Source organism: Sandarakinorhabdus limnophila DSM 17366, assembly GCF_945882885.1.
Lineage (GTDB): Bacteria > Pseudomonadota > Alphaproteobacteria > Sphingomonadales > Sphingomonadaceae > Sandarakinorhabdus > Sandarakinorhabdus limnophila_A.
Window position 1 is genome coordinate 47470 of record NZ_CAMCWT010000005.1, and the last position, 15412, is coordinate 62881.

General features: G+C 64.2%; 18 protein-coding genes. 13 read left to right on the plus strand and 5 right to left on the minus strand.

What is annotated here, in order from left to right; genetic code table 11:
* Positions 1-3 precede the first annotated feature (3 nt).
* The 6 genes from Q7O19_RS02000 to greA all read left to right on the plus strand — a co-directional run bounded on the left by Q7O19_RS02000 (position 4) and on the right by greA (position 4266).
* Entirely contained in the window at positions 4-903 is a 900-nt protein-coding gene (locus tag Q7O19_RS02000; protein ID WP_303808341.1) for a polyprenyl synthetase family protein, read from the plus strand.
* Between the two features lie 12 nt (positions 904-915).
* Entirely contained in the window at positions 916-1416 is a 501-nt protein-coding gene (gene coaD / locus Q7O19_RS02005; protein WP_303808342.1) for a pantetheine-phosphate adenylyltransferase, read from the plus strand.
* Complete coding sequence (locus Q7O19_RS02010) at positions 1413-2147, plus strand: peptidylprolyl isomerase (protein WP_303808343.1); 735 nt, start codon at positions 1413-1415, stop codon at positions 2145-2147. The genes coaD and Q7O19_RS02010 overlap by 4 nt, the downstream gene beginning before the upstream one ends.
* A 39-nt stretch (positions 2148-2186) precedes the next feature.
* Complete coding sequence (queA, locus tag Q7O19_RS02015) at positions 2187-3236, plus strand: tRNA preQ1(34) S-adenosylmethionine ribosyltransferase-isomerase QueA (protein WP_303808344.1); 1050 nt, start codon at positions 2187-2189, stop codon at positions 3234-3236.
* A 127-nt stretch (positions 3237-3363) separates the two neighbouring features.
* On the plus strand, positions 3364-3705 hold the full coding sequence (locus tag Q7O19_RS02020; protein WP_303808345.1) for a hypothetical protein: 342 nt from the start codon (positions 3364-3366) through the stop codon (positions 3703-3705).
* A gap of 81 nt (positions 3706-3786) precedes the next feature.
* Positions 3787-4266, plus strand: a complete 480-nt coding sequence (gene greA / locus Q7O19_RS02025; protein ID WP_303808347.1) for a transcription elongation factor GreA — start codon at positions 3787-3789, stop codon at positions 4264-4266.
* On the opposite strand, the gene Q7O19_RS02030 is transcribed toward greA, so the two are convergent.
* Entirely contained in the window at positions 4263-4628 is a 366-nt protein-coding gene (locus tag Q7O19_RS02030) for a hypothetical protein (RefSeq protein WP_303808349.1), read from the minus strand. The two genes, greA and Q7O19_RS02030, sit on opposite strands and share 4 nt — an antisense overlap.
* 122 nt (positions 4629-4750) lie before the next feature.
* Between Q7O19_RS02030 and Q7O19_RS02035 the strand changes: the two genes are divergently transcribed.
* The 4 genes from Q7O19_RS02035 (at position 4751) to Q7O19_RS02050 (ending at position 7587) form a co-directional block, all read left to right on the plus strand.
* Positions 4751-5302, plus strand: a complete 552-nt coding sequence (locus Q7O19_RS02035) for a hypothetical protein (RefSeq protein ID WP_303808351.1) — start codon at positions 4751-4753, stop codon at positions 5300-5302.
* Between the two features lie 78 nt (positions 5303-5380).
* Positions 5381-6790 (plus strand): magnesium transporter, encoded by a 1410-nt coding sequence (gene mgtE / locus Q7O19_RS02040; RefSeq protein WP_273462203.1) that lies wholly within the window; start codon positions 5381-5383, stop codon positions 6788-6790.
* The gene (locus Q7O19_RS02045) at positions 6790-7200 is read left to right on the plus strand and encodes a DUF1489 domain-containing protein (RefSeq protein WP_303808352.1); all 411 of its coding nucleotides are present in this window, start codon (positions 6790-6792) and stop codon (positions 7198-7200) included. Before mgtE ends, Q7O19_RS02045 begins: the two co-directional genes overlap by 1 nt.
* Positions 7201-7251: 51 nt before the next feature.
* The gene (locus tag Q7O19_RS02050) at positions 7252-7587 is read left to right on the plus strand and encodes a GntR family transcriptional regulator (protein ID WP_303782471.1); all 336 of its coding nucleotides are present in this window, start codon (positions 7252-7254) and stop codon (positions 7585-7587) included.
* Between the two features lie 20 nt (positions 7588-7607).
* Here Q7O19_RS02050 and Q7O19_RS02055 read toward each other — a convergent pair whose 3' ends face one another.
* Both Q7O19_RS02055 and Q7O19_RS02060 read right to left on the minus strand, forming a co-directional pair.
* Positions 7608-8507 carry a crotonase/enoyl-CoA hydratase family protein gene (locus Q7O19_RS02055; RefSeq protein WP_303808353.1) on the minus strand — a complete coding sequence of 300 codons (900 nt, stop codon included), beginning with the start codon at positions 8505-8507 and terminating at the stop codon, positions 7608-7610.
* A 1-nt stretch (position 8508) separates the two neighbouring features.
* Positions 8509-9684, minus strand: a complete 1176-nt coding sequence (locus tag Q7O19_RS02060; protein WP_303808355.1) for an acetyl-CoA C-acetyltransferase — start codon at positions 9682-9684, stop codon at positions 8509-8511.
* Between the two features lie 93 nt (positions 9685-9777).
* Between Q7O19_RS02060 and Q7O19_RS02065 the strand changes: the two genes are divergently transcribed.
* Positions 9778-11220, plus strand: coding sequence for a DUF1254 domain-containing protein (locus Q7O19_RS02065; RefSeq protein ID WP_303808357.1), 1443 nt, complete (start codon positions 9778-9780; stop codon positions 11218-11220).
* Positions 11217-12884: a thiamine pyrophosphate-binding protein gene (locus Q7O19_RS02070; protein WP_303808359.1), complete on the plus strand. Its 1668-nt coding sequence runs from the start codon at positions 11217-11219 to the stop codon at positions 12882-12884. Before Q7O19_RS02065 ends, Q7O19_RS02070 begins: the two co-directional genes overlap by 4 nt.
* 17 nt (positions 12885-12901) lie before the next feature.
* Here Q7O19_RS02070 and fghA read toward each other — a convergent pair whose 3' ends face one another.
* Positions 12902-13729 carry an S-formylglutathione hydrolase gene (gene fghA, locus Q7O19_RS02075; protein ID WP_303808361.1) on the minus strand — a complete coding sequence of 276 codons (828 nt, stop codon included), beginning with the start codon at positions 13727-13729 and terminating at the stop codon, positions 12902-12904.
* Complete coding sequence (locus Q7O19_RS02080) at positions 13729-14838, minus strand: S-(hydroxymethyl)glutathione dehydrogenase/class III alcohol dehydrogenase (RefSeq protein ID WP_303808363.1); 1110 nt, start codon at positions 14836-14838, stop codon at positions 13729-13731. The genes fghA and Q7O19_RS02080 overlap by 1 nt, the downstream gene beginning before the upstream one ends.
* A 180-nt stretch (positions 14839-15018) precedes the next feature.
* Between Q7O19_RS02080 and infA the strand changes: the two genes are divergently transcribed.
* Positions 15019-15279: a translation initiation factor IF-1 gene (infA, locus tag Q7O19_RS02085; protein WP_017668801.1), complete on the plus strand. Its 261-nt coding sequence runs from the start codon at positions 15019-15021 to the stop codon at positions 15277-15279.
* Positions 15280-15412: the final 133 nt, after the last annotated feature.

Genomic DNA, 15412 nt, shown 5'->3' on the forward strand with positions numbered 1-15412 from the left:
GACATGGTGCAGCCCTCGCTCAGCCTGAAGCCCGCCCTTGATGCCATCGGCAAGGCCATCGATCAGCGTTTCGATCGGCTGCTGGCCATGCCCGATGACAGCCGCGCTCGGCTGTATGAAGCCATGCGCCATGCGGCGATCGGCGGTGGCAAACGCATGCGCCCGCTGCTGGTGATTGCGGCCTGCGATATCTTCCATGTGCCACGCGAACAGGCGCTCAGGGTCGCGCTCGCGATCGAATGCATCCATGTCTACAGCCTGATCCACGACGATCTGCCGTGCATGGACGATGATGACCTGCGCCGCGGCAAGCCCACCGTGCATAAGGCCTTCGACGAAGCCACCGCCGTGCTGGCCGGCGATTGCCTGCACGATCTGGCTTTTGAAATCCTGGCCGATCCTGCCACCCACCAAGATCCAGTCGCCCGGCTGGAACTCATCACCCAACTTGCCATCCAGTCCGGTCCGGCCGGCATGGCCGGCGGCCAGATAATGGACCTGGTGGCCGGCGACGTGACCTATGATCTGGCCGGCATCACCCGGCTGCAGCAGCTGAAAACCGGCGCACTGATCGTGTGGTGCCTGGAAGCCGGCGCCATTATGGGCCGGGCATCGGAAGCCAACAAGAAAAGCTTGCGCGCCTACGCCCGCGATCTCGGCCTGGCCTTCCAGATCGCCGATGATCTGCTCGACGTGGAAGGCGAATCCGCCAAGACCGGCAAGGCCGTGCAGAAGGATGCAGCCGCCGGCAAGGCGACCTTCGTCTCTCTGCTGGGGGTCGAACGCGCCCGCGCCCAGGCCAATGCCCTGATCGATCAGGCCATCGCCCATCTTTCCGGTTTCGGACCGGAGGCCGATCTGCTGCGCGCCATTGCGCGTTTCGCTGTCGAGCGTGATCGGTAAGAAGCAAGCCTCATGACCCGTATTGGCGTCTATCCCGGCACCTTCGATCCGATGACCCTTGGGCATATGGACATCATCCGCCGTGGCGCGCGGCTGGTGGACAGGCTGGTGATTGGTGTGGCCACCAACCCATCGAAATCGCCGATGTTCACGCTGGCGGAGCGCAAGGCGCAGATCATCCGCGAAACCGCTGACATCCCCAACGTGGACGTTGCCGATTTCGATGAGCTGCTGATGACCTTTGCCGAGCGGTTGAACGCCACGGTAATCGTGCGCGGCCTGCGCGGTGCCGGCGATTTCGAATATGAGTTCCAGATGACCGGCATGAACCGGGCGCTGAATGACGATATCGAACAGGTATTTCTAATGGCCGATGTCGCCTTGCAGCCGATCGCTTCACGTCTGGTCAAGGAAATTGCTGTTTATGGTGGCGACATCCGCAAGTTCGTCCCGCCCCGTATCGCTGCCGATGTGGTGGCCAGGGTCGCGGAAACCGGATTGAAAGGCCAATGATGCGATTGCCGTTGCTGATTGCTGCTGTGTTCACTCTGGCTGCCGGACCGGCTCTGGCCCAGCAACAGCGCATCGATCCCAAGGATCTGAAGGCCCCGCCCAAGCTGCCGGAAATGGCGGCGCCGTCCAATATCGCCGGCATGATCGCCCAGGTGGACCAGGAAAATATCTTGGTGCTCGATCTGTCGTCGGGCGGCCGCGTCAAGATCGTCATGCGCCCGGATGTGGCGCCCAAGCACGTGGAGCGCATTCGCACGCTGGCGCGCCAGGGTTTCTACGATGGCACCGTCTTCCACCGCGTGATCGATGGCTTCATGGCGCAGGGCGGTGATCCCACCGGCACCGGCACAGGCGGTTCTAAGCTCGACGATCTGAAGGCCGAATTCAACGATCTGCCGCACGTACGCGGCGCTGCCGCCATGGCGCGTTCGCAGAGCGACGACAGCGCCAACAGCCAGTTTTATATCGTGCTGATGCCCGCCCTGAAGCTGGATCGCACCTACACAGTGTGGGGCCGCGTGGTGGAAGGCATGGCCTATGTGGACGGCATCGAAAAGGGCGAGCCGCCGGAAAATCCCAGCCGCATCATCAAGGCCAGCATCGCGGCCGACAAGGTGCCGCCGCCCAATTTTGCAGCGCTGAAGGCCAAGGCCTCGCCGATTCCGGCGGGTGTGCTGAACCTGCCCCCACCGGCATCCGGCACGCAATCGGGGCCGCAGCCGCCCCGCTGACCCCCTCCCTCTTCCTCCGACCAAAGGGCTGTTCCCCCGATGCTGGTTGATGATTTCGATTTCGATTTGCCCGAAGACCGCATCCCGCTGCGACCGGTGATACCGCGCGACAGCGCCCGGCTGCTGACCGTACGCGGCAGGGATGTCGGTGTGTTGGACGATCTCCACTTCACCGATCTGCCCGGCCAGCTGCGCCCTGGCGACGTGCTGGTGGTGAATGATACCCGCGTGATCCCGGCGCAATTGTTTGCAAACGTAGGCGAAGCCGCCATCGGCGTGACGCTGCACAAGCGCGAGAGCGGCAACCGCTGGTGGAGTTTCGTCAAGAACGCCCGCCGCCTGAAACCGGGCACCCGCGTGGACTTCAGCCAAGGCGGCAGCGCCCTGCTGATCGGCGAGGTGATCGAAAAGGCCGACGAGGGCGGCGTGCTCTGGCAGTTTGAAACCGCCGGCCAGCCACTGGAATCGGCGTTGCACAACGTGGGCGAAATGCCGTTGCCGCCCTATATTGCCCGCCGGCGCGGCATCGATGCTCAGGATTTCAGCGATTATCAGACGCTGCATGCCGCCAAGGACGGCGCCGTTGCCGCCCCCACCGCCGGCCTGCACTTCACGCCGCGCTTGTGGGCCGCCTTGCACGCAGCCGGCATCTCGCGCGAGACCGTGACGCTGCACGTGGGTGCCGGCACCTTCCTGCCGGTGAAGGCAGACAGGATCGAAGATCACCAGATGCACGCCGAATGGGGCAGCATCGATGATCAGACCGCCCTGCGCCTCAACGCTGCCCGGGCCACGGGTGGTCGCATCATTGCCGTGGGCACCACCTCCCTGCGCCTGCTCGAATCCGCCGTCGACAAGGGGGGTGCCATCCGAGCTTTTTCAGGCGACACCTCGATCTTCATCACACCCGGCTATCGCTGGAAGGCCATCGACGGCCTGATTACCAACTTCCACTTACCGCGCTCGACCCTGTTCATGCTGGTCAGCGCGCTGATGGGGTTGGACGTGATGCGCAAGGCCTACGCCCATGCCATCGAGAACGAATATCGTTTCTACAGCTATGGCGACGGCAGCCTGTTGCTGCCCTGATCACGACGCGGGCAACCGGAGTGGCTGAAGCCGCAGCTCCGCGTAGATGACAGCAACGCATTCATTTTGGTTAAATATCGGCAAATTTCTATTGTCGAATCTATTCTGCCCGCCCTAGGGTGCCGCCATGGCTGATTATCGCGTTTCCAAAGTTGAAATTCTTCCCGGCACTGATGGCTATGTGGCTGAACGGCTGGGTGGCAGTGGCTGGTCTGATGTTGCCGTCAACATCATGGCCTATATCCGCCGCAATCAGCACGCGTTCCTGATGGCCACGCCCGAAGGCGACGCGCGGTTTGTGGTGATGCGCGATGCCGCCGGCGCGGAATGCCTGGTGGCCACGCTGGCCGATGGCCAGCTTGTGACGCTGAACAGCATGCAAACCGTGGTTCGACCCGCCCCGGTACAGCTGGCCCGACCGCTTTTCCAGCAACTGTTCCGTTTCCTGGGCGCCGGTTCCCGCCCTTAACCTGACCGGGCAGCGCGGCCGAACCTTGCGCCTTCGGCACTGGCGGTGGCATGCTCCCTTCTCCAAGAGAGTTGCCCTGCAATGAGTGTTGCCTTTACCAAGGAATCTGATGCCGAGGCGGTCGCCGCCGATCTGCCTGACCGGCCGATCCCGGCGCACCCCAATCTGGTCACCGCGCGCGGACTGGCCCGGATCGAAACTGAACTGTCTGCCGCGCGGGCCGCCTATGCCGTCGCGCAAGCCGGAGACCAGATCAGCAGCGACCGCACCGCCATGGCGCGCACCACCCGTGATCTGCGCTATTGGTCAGCCCGGCGCGCCTCGGCGCAGCTTGTCGAGCCGCGCACCAGCGCTGACAGCATCAGCTTTGGCCACAGCGTCAGCTTCGAACGCGCCGATGGCCGCATCCAGACCTATGCGATCGTTGGCGATGATGAAGCCGATCCGCACCAAGGCAGCGTCAGCTATGTATCGCCGCTTGCCCGCGCCGTGATGGGCAAGACTGTGGGCGATGTCGTGACGCTGGCCGGGCAAGAGGTGGAGATCATCGCCGTCACCTAACCGGCGGCGTTCATCGCCCAATTGGCCAGCACCAGGAAGGCAGCGCCGCCCACGAAGGCATGGGCGGTGAGCACCGGGCCCAGACCCTCTGGGCGCGATTTTGCCAGTATACCGGCAAACAGGCCGATCATTGCCGTCAGCCCGAGCATGACCAGCGCGATGCTGGCATTTTCCTTGAGATCGGGATCGGAACTGAACCGCGAGGTGATGATCATAACAACTTCCAGCCCGCCAAAGCCCAGCACGAAGTGCAGCGCCTGAAGCCCCTGGGACGGGCGCTTGCCGCTCAGGAAATACCAGCCCAGCACAAGCCCAAGCACCACGGTGGTTCCGTAAATGATGATCGGCAACCAGATCAGCATCGCTGCGCCCTCCCCAAGCGCCAGTGGTTACACCAGCGGGCGACGACGGGCCAGATGCGCTGATGGTACCATCAAAAGCCGAAACCTTGATTAGGCTGGACAGTTGAATAGTCTCGCCGCCGATGAAACCTGCTCCATCTGAACTGGCCGGCCGCGACCGGGCCGAATTGCGCCTTCATCTGGCAAGTTACTGGAAAATGGAAGCCGGCAATGTGGTGGCGATGCCGGCGATGGGCTGCGCCATGCTTTGGTCGGCCGGGCTTGCCCCCGATACCGCCGCGATTGCCGGCATGGCGGCCTGCTCCTTGCTGCTGGTGATCGGCGCTGCAGCCTGGCGGATGGCGCTGGCCGTGCTTGATGGCGACACAGGATTGGCTGAGCGCCTGACGGCGGCCTGCGCTCGCGCCCAACTGCCGTCGTTGGCGGTGCTGGTGGCGGCCACTGCGCTGGCGGCGCTGTCGTTGCGAAATCAAGGCTGGCAGCCCAACTTCTTTGCTGCGGCCGGCTTCACAATGCTCGGCTGGCTGGAGTATGTGAACTATTACCATTTTCAACTGCAGAATTTCGATTCCAACATTTATCTGAAACGATTGAAGGCCGGTCGTGGGCTGCGGCGGGCCCATCTCGGCCGGGCCGTGCGGGCCTGGCGCGTGACCCGGCGCCGGAAGGGCTGAACGGCCGGACTGCGACGCATTTTCCAACCCCACAGCCAAGGCTGGCGCTGCCGGCAAAGGCGCGTATAACCCGTCGCCGTGAACGACGATCTGCGTCTTGACCCGCGCGCCGACGAGGCACCGGATGCGCTGGAAGAGGGCCGGCTGAGCCGCGCCTTTGTCAGCGACGTTGCTGCTGCACTGGACAGCGGCGACGACGATGGGGTGCGCGCGCTGGTCAGCCCGCTGCACCCGGCCGACGTCGCCGATCTGTTTGCCGCCATTCCCGCTGATGCCCGCGTGCCGCTGGCCGATGCTCTGGGCGATCTGCTCAATGCCGAAGTCATCGCCGAACTTGATGATTATGTGCGCGAGGACGTGCTGGACGCGCTGTCGCCCGGCGAAGTGGCCGAGGTCGTCACCCAGCTCGATACCGACGACGCCGTGGCCGTTATCGAGGATCTGGAAGCCGACGAACAGCGCGAGGTGCTGCGCGCGCTGGCTCCCGAAGACCGTGCCGACATCGAAGCCGCCCTGAATTACCCGGAGGAATCCGCCGGCCGCCTGATGCAGCGCGACCTGGTGGCTGTGACCGAAACGATGAGCGTGGGCGGGGTGATCGATCGCATCCGCGCCAGCATCGATCCGGCCACCGATTTCTGGGAAATCTTCGTCGTCGATATCGTCGGCCGCCCCATCGGCACCATGCGGCTGTCCTGGCTGCTCACCGCCCCGCCGGATCTGATGGTCGGCGATGTCATGAAGCGGGAGCAGACGCTGATCCCGGTTACCATGGACCAGGAAGAAGTGGCGCTGATCTTCCAGAAATATGCGCTGATTTCCGCCGCGGTCGTGGACGATGCGGGCAAACTGGTGGGCGTCATCACCGTCGACGACGTGGTGCACATTATCCAGGCCGAAGCTGGCGAGGACGTGCTGAAACTGTCGGGCGCCGGCGATGGCGACATCAACGAGCCGGTGTTCAGCACCTATCGCACCCGTTCACGCTGGCTGGTCGCCAATCTGATCACCGGGCTGGTATCGGCCAGCGTGATCGGGGCGTTTTCGGCCAGCATCGAAGCGCTGGTAGCACTGGCGGCCCTGTCGCCGATCGTCGCCAGCGTGGGCGGCAATGCCGGCAATCAGACAATGGCGGTCACGGTGCGAGCACTCGCGACCAACCAGCTGACCGACAGCAACACGCGCCGCACCATCTGGCGGGAAATCCGCGTGGCCTGCCTCAATGGTTTGACGCTGGCCGTGCTGATGGGGCTGGGCGTTGTGTTGGTCCTGGGCAACACCAACCTTGGTCTGGTGATCGCCGCGGCAATGTTGTTCAATATCGTTGTTGCAGGGCTTGCCGGCGTGATGGTGCCGCTCACCCTCGATCGGCTGGAGGCTGACCCGGCGGTTGCATCTTCCGTGTTTGTGACGATGATCACCGATTCAATGGGTTTCTTCGCCTTCCTCGGCCTCGCCACGCTGGTGGGCGTCCAGTACCTCGGCTGATGCTGCATCTTACGAAAGTGGCCGCCGGCTGCCCCGATATCGAGACGTTGGCGGCGCGGCAGGCGCATTGGTGGGGCGCGGGCCGTGCCGGTGCCCACACCCGCTTCATGCCGAAACGCGCCGAAGAACTGATCGGCGGGTCAATCTTCTGGATCATTGGGCACCGACTGGTGGCGCGGCAAACCATCCTGTCCATCGCCATGGCCAGTACCGATTGGGGACCGAAATGCGCCATCGAACTGCAGCCAGGCCCGGTGCCGGTGCAGCTGCGTCCGTGCCGCGCCCACCAGGGCTGGCGCTATCTGGAGGCAGCCGATGCGCCAACCGATTTCGATGGCGGCCCCGGCGACGGCGTGGAAGCCCTGCCAGCCGGCATGGTGCGGGAACTGCAATCGCTGTGGCTGCTATAGGCCTTTAACACAGCCTTGACCTTTGGCTGTGCTGGCGGCATACAACAGTGCATGTTTGCCACCGATCGTCCCATCTACCGCCAGATCCGCGATCTGATCATCGGTCGCATCCTTACGCTGGGTGATGGCGCCATGTTGCCGTCGGTGCGCGCTCTGGCGGCCGAAGCCGGCGTGAACCCGCTCACTGTCGCCAAGGCCTATCAGGATCTGCAAGCCACCGGCTTGGTGCGGGCACGCAAGGGCGTCGGCCTGTTTGCCGCCGATGGGGCGCTGAACAATCTGCTCACCCAGGAACGCCACCAGTTCCTCACCGAGGAATGGCCGCGCGTGCAAGCCCGCATCGCCCAGCTAGGGTTGGACGTGACGGACCTGCTCGAACAGGCTTAAGCGCGCTTACCAGCCTTCCATCACCACTTTTCTTCTGGCCACCACGGGAACACGTTTTCCGGCATGTTCTGGCTCACCGTGTCCGGATAAGCCGGCGGGCGCTTTTCAAGGAAGCTGACCACGCCTTCCTTGGCATCGCCCGAGCGGCCGCGCATGTAGACCATCTTTGAATCGAGCCGGTGCGCATCCCACGGGCTGGGCGCGCCCGCCATGCGCCACAGCATCTGCCGGGTAAGTGCCACCGACACCGGCGCAGTGTTCTCGGCGATCTCCATCGCCAGCGCGCGAGCGGCGGGCAACAGATCATCGGGCGCGTGGGTGGAACGGACGAGGCCGCCTTTCAGCGCTTCAGCCGCATCGAACACGCGGCCGGTCATGCACCATTCCAGCGCCTGCGGCAGGCCAACAAGCTTGGACAGGAACCAACTCGATCCGGCTTCCGGCACGATGCCGCGCCGGGCAAAGACGAAACCGAAGCGCGTCGTGTCGCTGGCCAGCCGCATGTCCATCGCCAATTGCATGGTGACGCCGATGCCCACTGCCGGCCCGTTCACGGCGGCGATCACGGGTTTGAGGCTGCGGAAGATGCGCATGGTCATCTGGCCGCCGCCGTCGCGAGTGGCCGGGTGCGTCCAGTCGATGCTGCCATCGTCCTGCATCGGATTGGCGCTGCGGGCGCCGCCCAGTTTTTCATAATCGAAGGTGGCAGCGCCGGCGCTGAGATCGGCTCCGGCGCAGAAGGCACGGCCACGGCCGGTAACGATCACCGCCTTGACCTGATCATTGGCGTCGGTTTCATCGAACGCTGCGATGATTTCGGTCATCATCACGCCGGTGAAGGCGTTCAATTTCTCCGGCCGATCGAGCGTGATGGTGGCGATGGGCCCGTCGATATCGAGGGCGATCTGGGTATAGGTCATGTCAAAGCGCCTCGATAATGGTGACGTTGGCCAAGCCGCCGCCTTCGCACATGGTCTGCAGGCCCCAGCGCTTGCCGTGGGCGTGCAGGGCATGCACCAGCGTCGTCATCAGCTTGGTGCCCGACGCGCCGAGCGGGTGCCCCAGCGCAATCGCGCCGCCATTGACGTTCAGTCGGGCGTGATCGGCTTCCAGCACCTGCAGCCAGGCCATCGGGATCGAAGCAAAGGCCTCGTTCACCTCATAAAGATCAATATCGCTGATGCTCATGCCGGCGCGCTGCAGCGCCTTCTTGGTGGCGCCGATGGGCGCTTCCAGCATGATCACCGGGTCTTCGCCAACCACCGTCATGGTGTGGATGCGGGCCAGCGGCTTGACGCCCAGCGCCTTCAGCCCGCGTTCGTTGACAATCAGCACGCCCGATGCGCCGTCGCAGATCTGGCTGCTGGTCGCCGCCGTCAGCCGGCCGCCTTCCGGGTTGATCAGTTTGACGCCCTTCACGCCTTCCAGGCTGGCATCAAAGCGGATGCCTTCATCCTGGGTATGGACGTGCGGCGCGCCATCATGCGTCGTCACGTTGATCGGCACGATTTCGGCATCGAACGCGCCCGATTTGGCCGCACGGGCGCCGCGCACCTGGCTTTCATAACCAAATTCGTCGAGCATGTCCTTGGTCAGCCCATATTTGGCGGCGATCATTTCGGCGCCGGTGAACTGGCTGAACTGGATGCCGGGGTAGCGCGCGGCCATGGCATCGCCATAGGGCATGCCCATGCCGGCCTTGGCGGGCAGCGCCACGGTCATGCCCATCGGCACGCGGGTCATCGATTCGACGCCGGCGGCAATCACCACGTCCATCTGGCCGCTCATCACCGTGGCGGCAGCAAAATGGATGGCCTGCTGGCTGGAGCCGCACTGGCGGTCGACGCTGGTGCCCGGCACCGATTCCGGCAGCTTTGAACTCAGCACGGCATTGCGCGCGACGTTGGTGCTCTGCTGGCCGCCCTGGCCCACGCAGCCCATGATCACATCTTCGATCAGGGCCGGATCAACCCCGGTCTTGTCGACCAGCGCATCCAGCACCTTGCCGGCAAGATCAGCCGGATGCCAATCGCGCAGCAGGCCACCACGGCGGCCACCGGCGGTGCGCTGGGCGGCAACGATATAGGCTTCGCTCATTCTTCCCACTCCTGATCGAGAGATTCGCAACACCGCACTTTACGCCGCTCACCCCCTTGGGCATTGACGGACGAAATGATCAGGGAGAGGCGAATGGGCCACCATTGGGGAATCGTCGCCGTCGCACTGGCCATGCTGGCCCAGCCGGGGGCTGCCGCGCCGACACGTGCGCCGGCAAAAAAGGCTGCACCGGCCAAGCCGGTTGCCAAACCTGCGCCCTCAAAGCCTGCGGCCAAGCCCGCCGCGCCGGCAAATGTGATCCCGGCTCCGCTGCCCGACACACCGGAAATCCAGGCCCTGCGCCGCGCTTTCCGCTTCGGCTTTGCACCCTATGAAATGCTGCGGACCAGGCAGGCGCAGGTGGCTCGCATGTCCGCCGCCGGCATGGGAACCGGCATCAACGCCATTGTCCCGCGGCTGACCCTGGCCGATGCCACCACCCGCGAGGTAACGACGCCCAACAACGATACGCTTTATGGCTCGGCCTGGCTCGACCTGTCACAGGGCCCGGTGTTCTTCTCGATCCCGGCGCTGAAGCGCTATCATTCCGCCGCGCTGATGAGCATCACTAGCGATGTGATCGCCGTCCTCGGCACACGCACGGTGGGTGCCAATGGCGGCCGCTATGCCATTGTTGGCCCCAATTGGCGCGGCGATCTGCCGGCCGGGGTCGAAATGGTGCGCTCCCAGTCCAACGATGCTTGGCTCTTGGTACGCGTGGTGGTGAATGGCGAGGAGGATCTGGCCGCCGCTGCCGATGGCCTCACCCGTTATACGCTCTCGGCCGTGGCCGGCGACACGCCGCTCGATCTAAAGGTGCCGGCGAAGCCCAATGGCAAGGCGTTTCTTGCCACCGTCAATGCTGCCATCGAGCGCTCCGGCGACACCCTGCTCGCCAACCGCGCCGCGCAATTTGCCGATCAGGGCCTGGGCAAGAGCTGGGAAACGCTGGCGCCGGAACAGCAGAAACTGTGGAACGACAGCCTGCCGGCGCTGATCCACGAACTGAAGGGCGGGCTTACCGCGGACGAAGGCGTCGATGGCTGGGTCTATCCGCCGTTCAACATGGCGCTCTATGGCGAGGATGATGATCTGCGCGCCCGCGTCGCGCTTGGTGGACTCGCCGCCCTGCCCCGCATCGAGGCGATCTATGTTTCAGCCACCAAGGATGCCGAAGGCCGCCCGCTAACCGGCGCGAAGAGCTGGCGGGTGAAAATGCCAGGCAATCTGCCGGTGGGCGCTTTCTGGTCACTGACCATGTACGAACAGGCGCCCGATGGCCGGCTGTTCTTCGTTCCCAACGACCTCAATCGCTTCGCCGTGGGCGACCGATCCCAGCATTTGCGCCCGGAACGCGACGGCAGCATTGAGTTGTTCGTGCAACACGGCAAACCGTCGGGTGAGCGGGTGGTGAACTGGCTGCCGGCGCCCAAGGGCAAGTTCGTGCTGATGTTCCGCGCCTATCTGCCCGGCGCGCCGTTGCTTGATGGAAGTGTGCGGCTGCCACCTGTGACCGAAGGCGAGATGATCCCGTGAGCAATCAAGTGGCTGCGCCGCGGGCCGGCAAGCACCTCTTCCTCGATATCCTGCATTCGGAGGGTGTGGAGATCATCTTTGGCAACCCCGGTACGACCGAGTTGCCACTGCTTGATGCCTTCGTGGTCGAAGATCGGCTGCGTTATGTGCTCGGCCTGAACGAGGTGGTGGTGATGGGCATGGCCGATGGCTGGGCCCAGGCCACCGGCAAGCTCGCCGTGTGCAACTTGCACGCCGCGCCGGGCCTGGGGAATGCCATGGGCATGCTCTACAACGCCGCCAAGGCCGGTGCGCCGGTGATGGTGACCGCCGGCCAGCAGGACATGAGCATCCGCCTGACCGAGCCATTGCTGTGGGACGATCTGGCCACCATGGCCCGCCCGCTCTGCAAATGGTCGTTCGAGGTGAACAGCATCGAGGAACTGCCGCGCGCCGTGCGCCGGGCGGCCAAGGTGGCACTGACGGCCCCCACCGGCCCGGTGTTCCTCTCCATCCCCGGCGACGTGTTAACAGCGATGGCGCCGGAAGGCCTGGACATCGGCGCGCCGACCCGCATCGGTACTGGCATTCGCGGTGATGCAAACGAAATTGCCAAGGCCGCCGCGCTGATTGCGGGCGCCGAAACCCCGGTGATCTTCGCCGGCGATTGCGTGGCCAACCGCGACGCCTTTGCCGAAGTCGTGGCGTTTGCCGAAGCCGTGGGCGCGCCCGTGTATATGGAAGGCATGGCCAATCGCGCCGCCTTCCCGTCGAGCCATCCGCTCTATGCCGGCACCGTGCCGCGCATGACGCCGGCGCTGCGCGGCGTCATGCAAAATCACGATCTGCTGATCAGCATCGGCGCAGACCTGCTAACCCAAAGCCAGGCCACCGGGGTGGAAGCGCTCGCGCCGGGCACAAAGCTTGTGCAGCTGGATGACGAGCCGTGGCAGATCGGCAAGAATTTCGCCGCCACTGCCGCCATTCAGGGCTGCCCGAAGGCAACGCTGCCCGAATTGACCGCACTGGTTCAAGGCAGCGGCGCGTCTCGCCGGGCCGGCGTTGAAGCAAAGATTGCCGAAACCAAGGCCGCGCTGTTCGCCAAGGCCGAAGCCGCAATGGATGCCAGCCCGATGGACCCGATGGCCGTTCTGAAACGGCTGGGCGAAGCGATGCCCGAGGATGCCATCATCATCGAAGAGCTGCTCTCCTCGGGCATGAACGCCGTGCGCCAATTGCTGCCCGCGACAAGGCCCGACTCCTGGTTCGGCATGCGCGGCGGCGGCATCGGCGTGGCCCTGCCCCAGGCCGCTGCCATGCAATTGGCCAACCCGGGCCGGCCGGTGGTGGCGCTCACCGGCGATGGCAGCCTGATGTATTCGGCCGCCGCGCTGTGGACGTGCGCCCACTACAAGCTGCCGGTCGTCACCATCGTCTTCAACAATAGCAGCTATCGGATCCTGAAACAGCGCACCCGCGCCATCGGCGATCACAGCGCCCGCGAAGGCGTGTTCGTGGCGATGGACCTGACCGAACCGGCGATCGATTTCATGGCGCTGGCGACGGCCCACGGCGTGCAGGGCGTGCGGGTGGACAGTATTCCGGCGCTGATCGATGCGTTCAAGGCCGCTCTTGCAAGCGATGCGCCGACGCTGATCGAAGTGCCGGTCGCCCGAGCACCCTGATCCCTGATCCTAGCACCCTAACCGTTCAACCGCGCTTCGTGCCAGTGCAGGTGATCGGCGACGAAGCTCTGCACGAACCAATAGCCATGGTCGTATCCGGCGTGGCGGCGAAGCGTCAGCGGGATGCTGGCGTGGGCACAGGCGACTTCCAGCAGTTCCGGGCGCAACTGTTCGGCCAGGAACGCGTCTGCTTCGCCCTGATCGACCAGCAGTTCGGCTACCTTTGCGCCGCCATCGATCAACGCGCAGGCGTCATGCGCCGCGTGCGCCGCCGGATCATCGCCCAAATAGGCCGGCAGCGCCTTTTGCCCCCATGGCACCTGGGTCGGCGCGACGATGGGCGCAAAGGCTGACACGCTACGAAACACGCCCGGATGCTTCAACGCCAGCGTGAGCGCGCCGTGGCCACCCATACTGTGCCCAGTGATGCCCTGCCGAGCCATGTCGGCCGAGAAATGCGCCGCGATCAAGCGAGGCAGTTCGTCGATCAGCCACGTCCGCATCCGGAAATTCGCTGCCCACGGTTGTTGCGTGGCATCGAGGTAGAAGCTCGCCGCCTGCCCCATGTCCCACGCCGGATCATCGGCCACAGCTTCGCCGCGCGGACTTGTATCGGGCGTCACCAGCATCAGGCCCAGTTCCGCCGCAAGACGCTGGGCGCCGGCCTTGATGGCAAACGTCTCTTCGGTGCAGGTCAGTCCGGCAAGGCACCACAGCACCGGGAATGGCCCCTTCCCCGGTGGCACGAATACGCCGAAACGCATCGCCGTGCCGGTGCTGCTGCTGGCATGGCTGTGAAAACTCTGCACCCCGCCATGGCAGGCGGCGCGGCTCAGCGTTTCCATCAGAACACCACGACGCTGCGGATGCTTTCCCCCGAATGCATCAGGTCGAACGCCTTGTTGATGCCGTCCAGATCCAGCACGTGGGTGATCATCGGATCGATGGCGATCTTGCCGTTCATGTACCAATCGACGATCTTCGGCACATCGGTGCGGCCCTTCGCGCCGCCAAAGGCGCTGCCCTTCCACACCCGGCCGGTCACGAGCTGAAACGGACGCGTGGCGATTTCCTTGCCAGCTTCGGCGACCCCGATGATGATGCTCTCGCCCCAGCCGCGGTGGCAGGCTTCCAGCGCGGTGCGCATGACGTCGGTATTGCCGGTGCAATCGAAGGTATAATCCGCCCCGCCATCGGTGAGCGCCACCAGATGCGCGATCAGATCGCCCGATACGTCCTTCGGGTTCACGAAATCGGTCATGCCGAACTGGCGGCCCCAGGTTTCGCGATCCGGATTGATGTCCACGCCGACAATCTGGTCCGCGCCTACCAGCTTCAGGCCCTGAATGACGTTCAGCCCGATGCCGCCCAGACCAAACACGATGCAGCGCGCGCCGGGTTCGACCTTGGCCGTCTTCACCACCGCGCCCACGCCGGTGGTGACGCCGCAGCCGATGTAGCAGGCCTTGTCGAACGGCGCGTCGGTGCGGATCTTGGCCACCGCGATTTCCGGCAGCACGGTAAAGTTCGAGAAGGTCGAACAGCCCATGTAATGGAAGATTGGCTGGCCCTTGTACGAAAAGCGGGTCGTGCCGTCCGGCATCAGGCCCTTGCCCTGCGTGGCGCGGATGGCTGTGCACAGGTTGGTCTTGCCGGAAAGGCAGCTTTTGCACTGGCGGCATTCCGGCGTGTAGAGCGGGATGACATGATCGCCGGGCGCAACGCTGGTGACGCCGGCGCCAACCTCGCGCACGATGCCGGCGCCTTCATGGCCCAGGATCGACGGGAATATGCCCTCGCTGTCCTTGCCTTCCAGCGTGTAGGCATCGGTATGGCAGATGCCGGTGGCCATGATCTCCACCAGCACTTCGCCGGCCTTCGGGCCTTCCAGGTCAACCTCGACGATTTCGAGCGGCTGGTTGGGCGCAAAGGCGACGGCGGCGCGGCTTTTCATGAAGAATCCCCTGATGAATGTGGGCCACACCTGCCGCCAAAGCCGCGCTTTGCCAAGGTGGCAAGGTTGCAATTTTGCATGGTTCAGGTCATGGGGCAGGCCAGTCGCGGCGAACCACCACCGGCGGCACGCTTAACACAGGATCATTCATGCAGTTTGCCAGCGGGATTCAGGCTTAACATGCCGAAAGAGGAAATCATCCGGATCGAAGGTGAAATCACCGAAATCCTGCCCGACGGGCGTTTCCGCGTGAAGCTGGAAAACGAGCACGAGATCATCGCCTACACCGCCGGCAAGATGCGCAAGAACCGCATCCGTTCCATCGTGGGCGACCGCGTTCATGTGGAAATGACGCCCTATGATCTGGACAAGGGCCGCATCGTGTTCCGTGAGAAGACCACGCCGATGCCGATGAATCAGCGGCGTTTCTTCCGCCGCTGATGACCTGGCATTGCTCCGGCCGGCCAGCATCAAACCCGGCGTAACCTGCGACTGTCTTTCAAATTAACCAAAACCACGACATAAATGTCGCGTTGCAACATTTATGTATTACGGTGGTTTATGGCTCGGTACA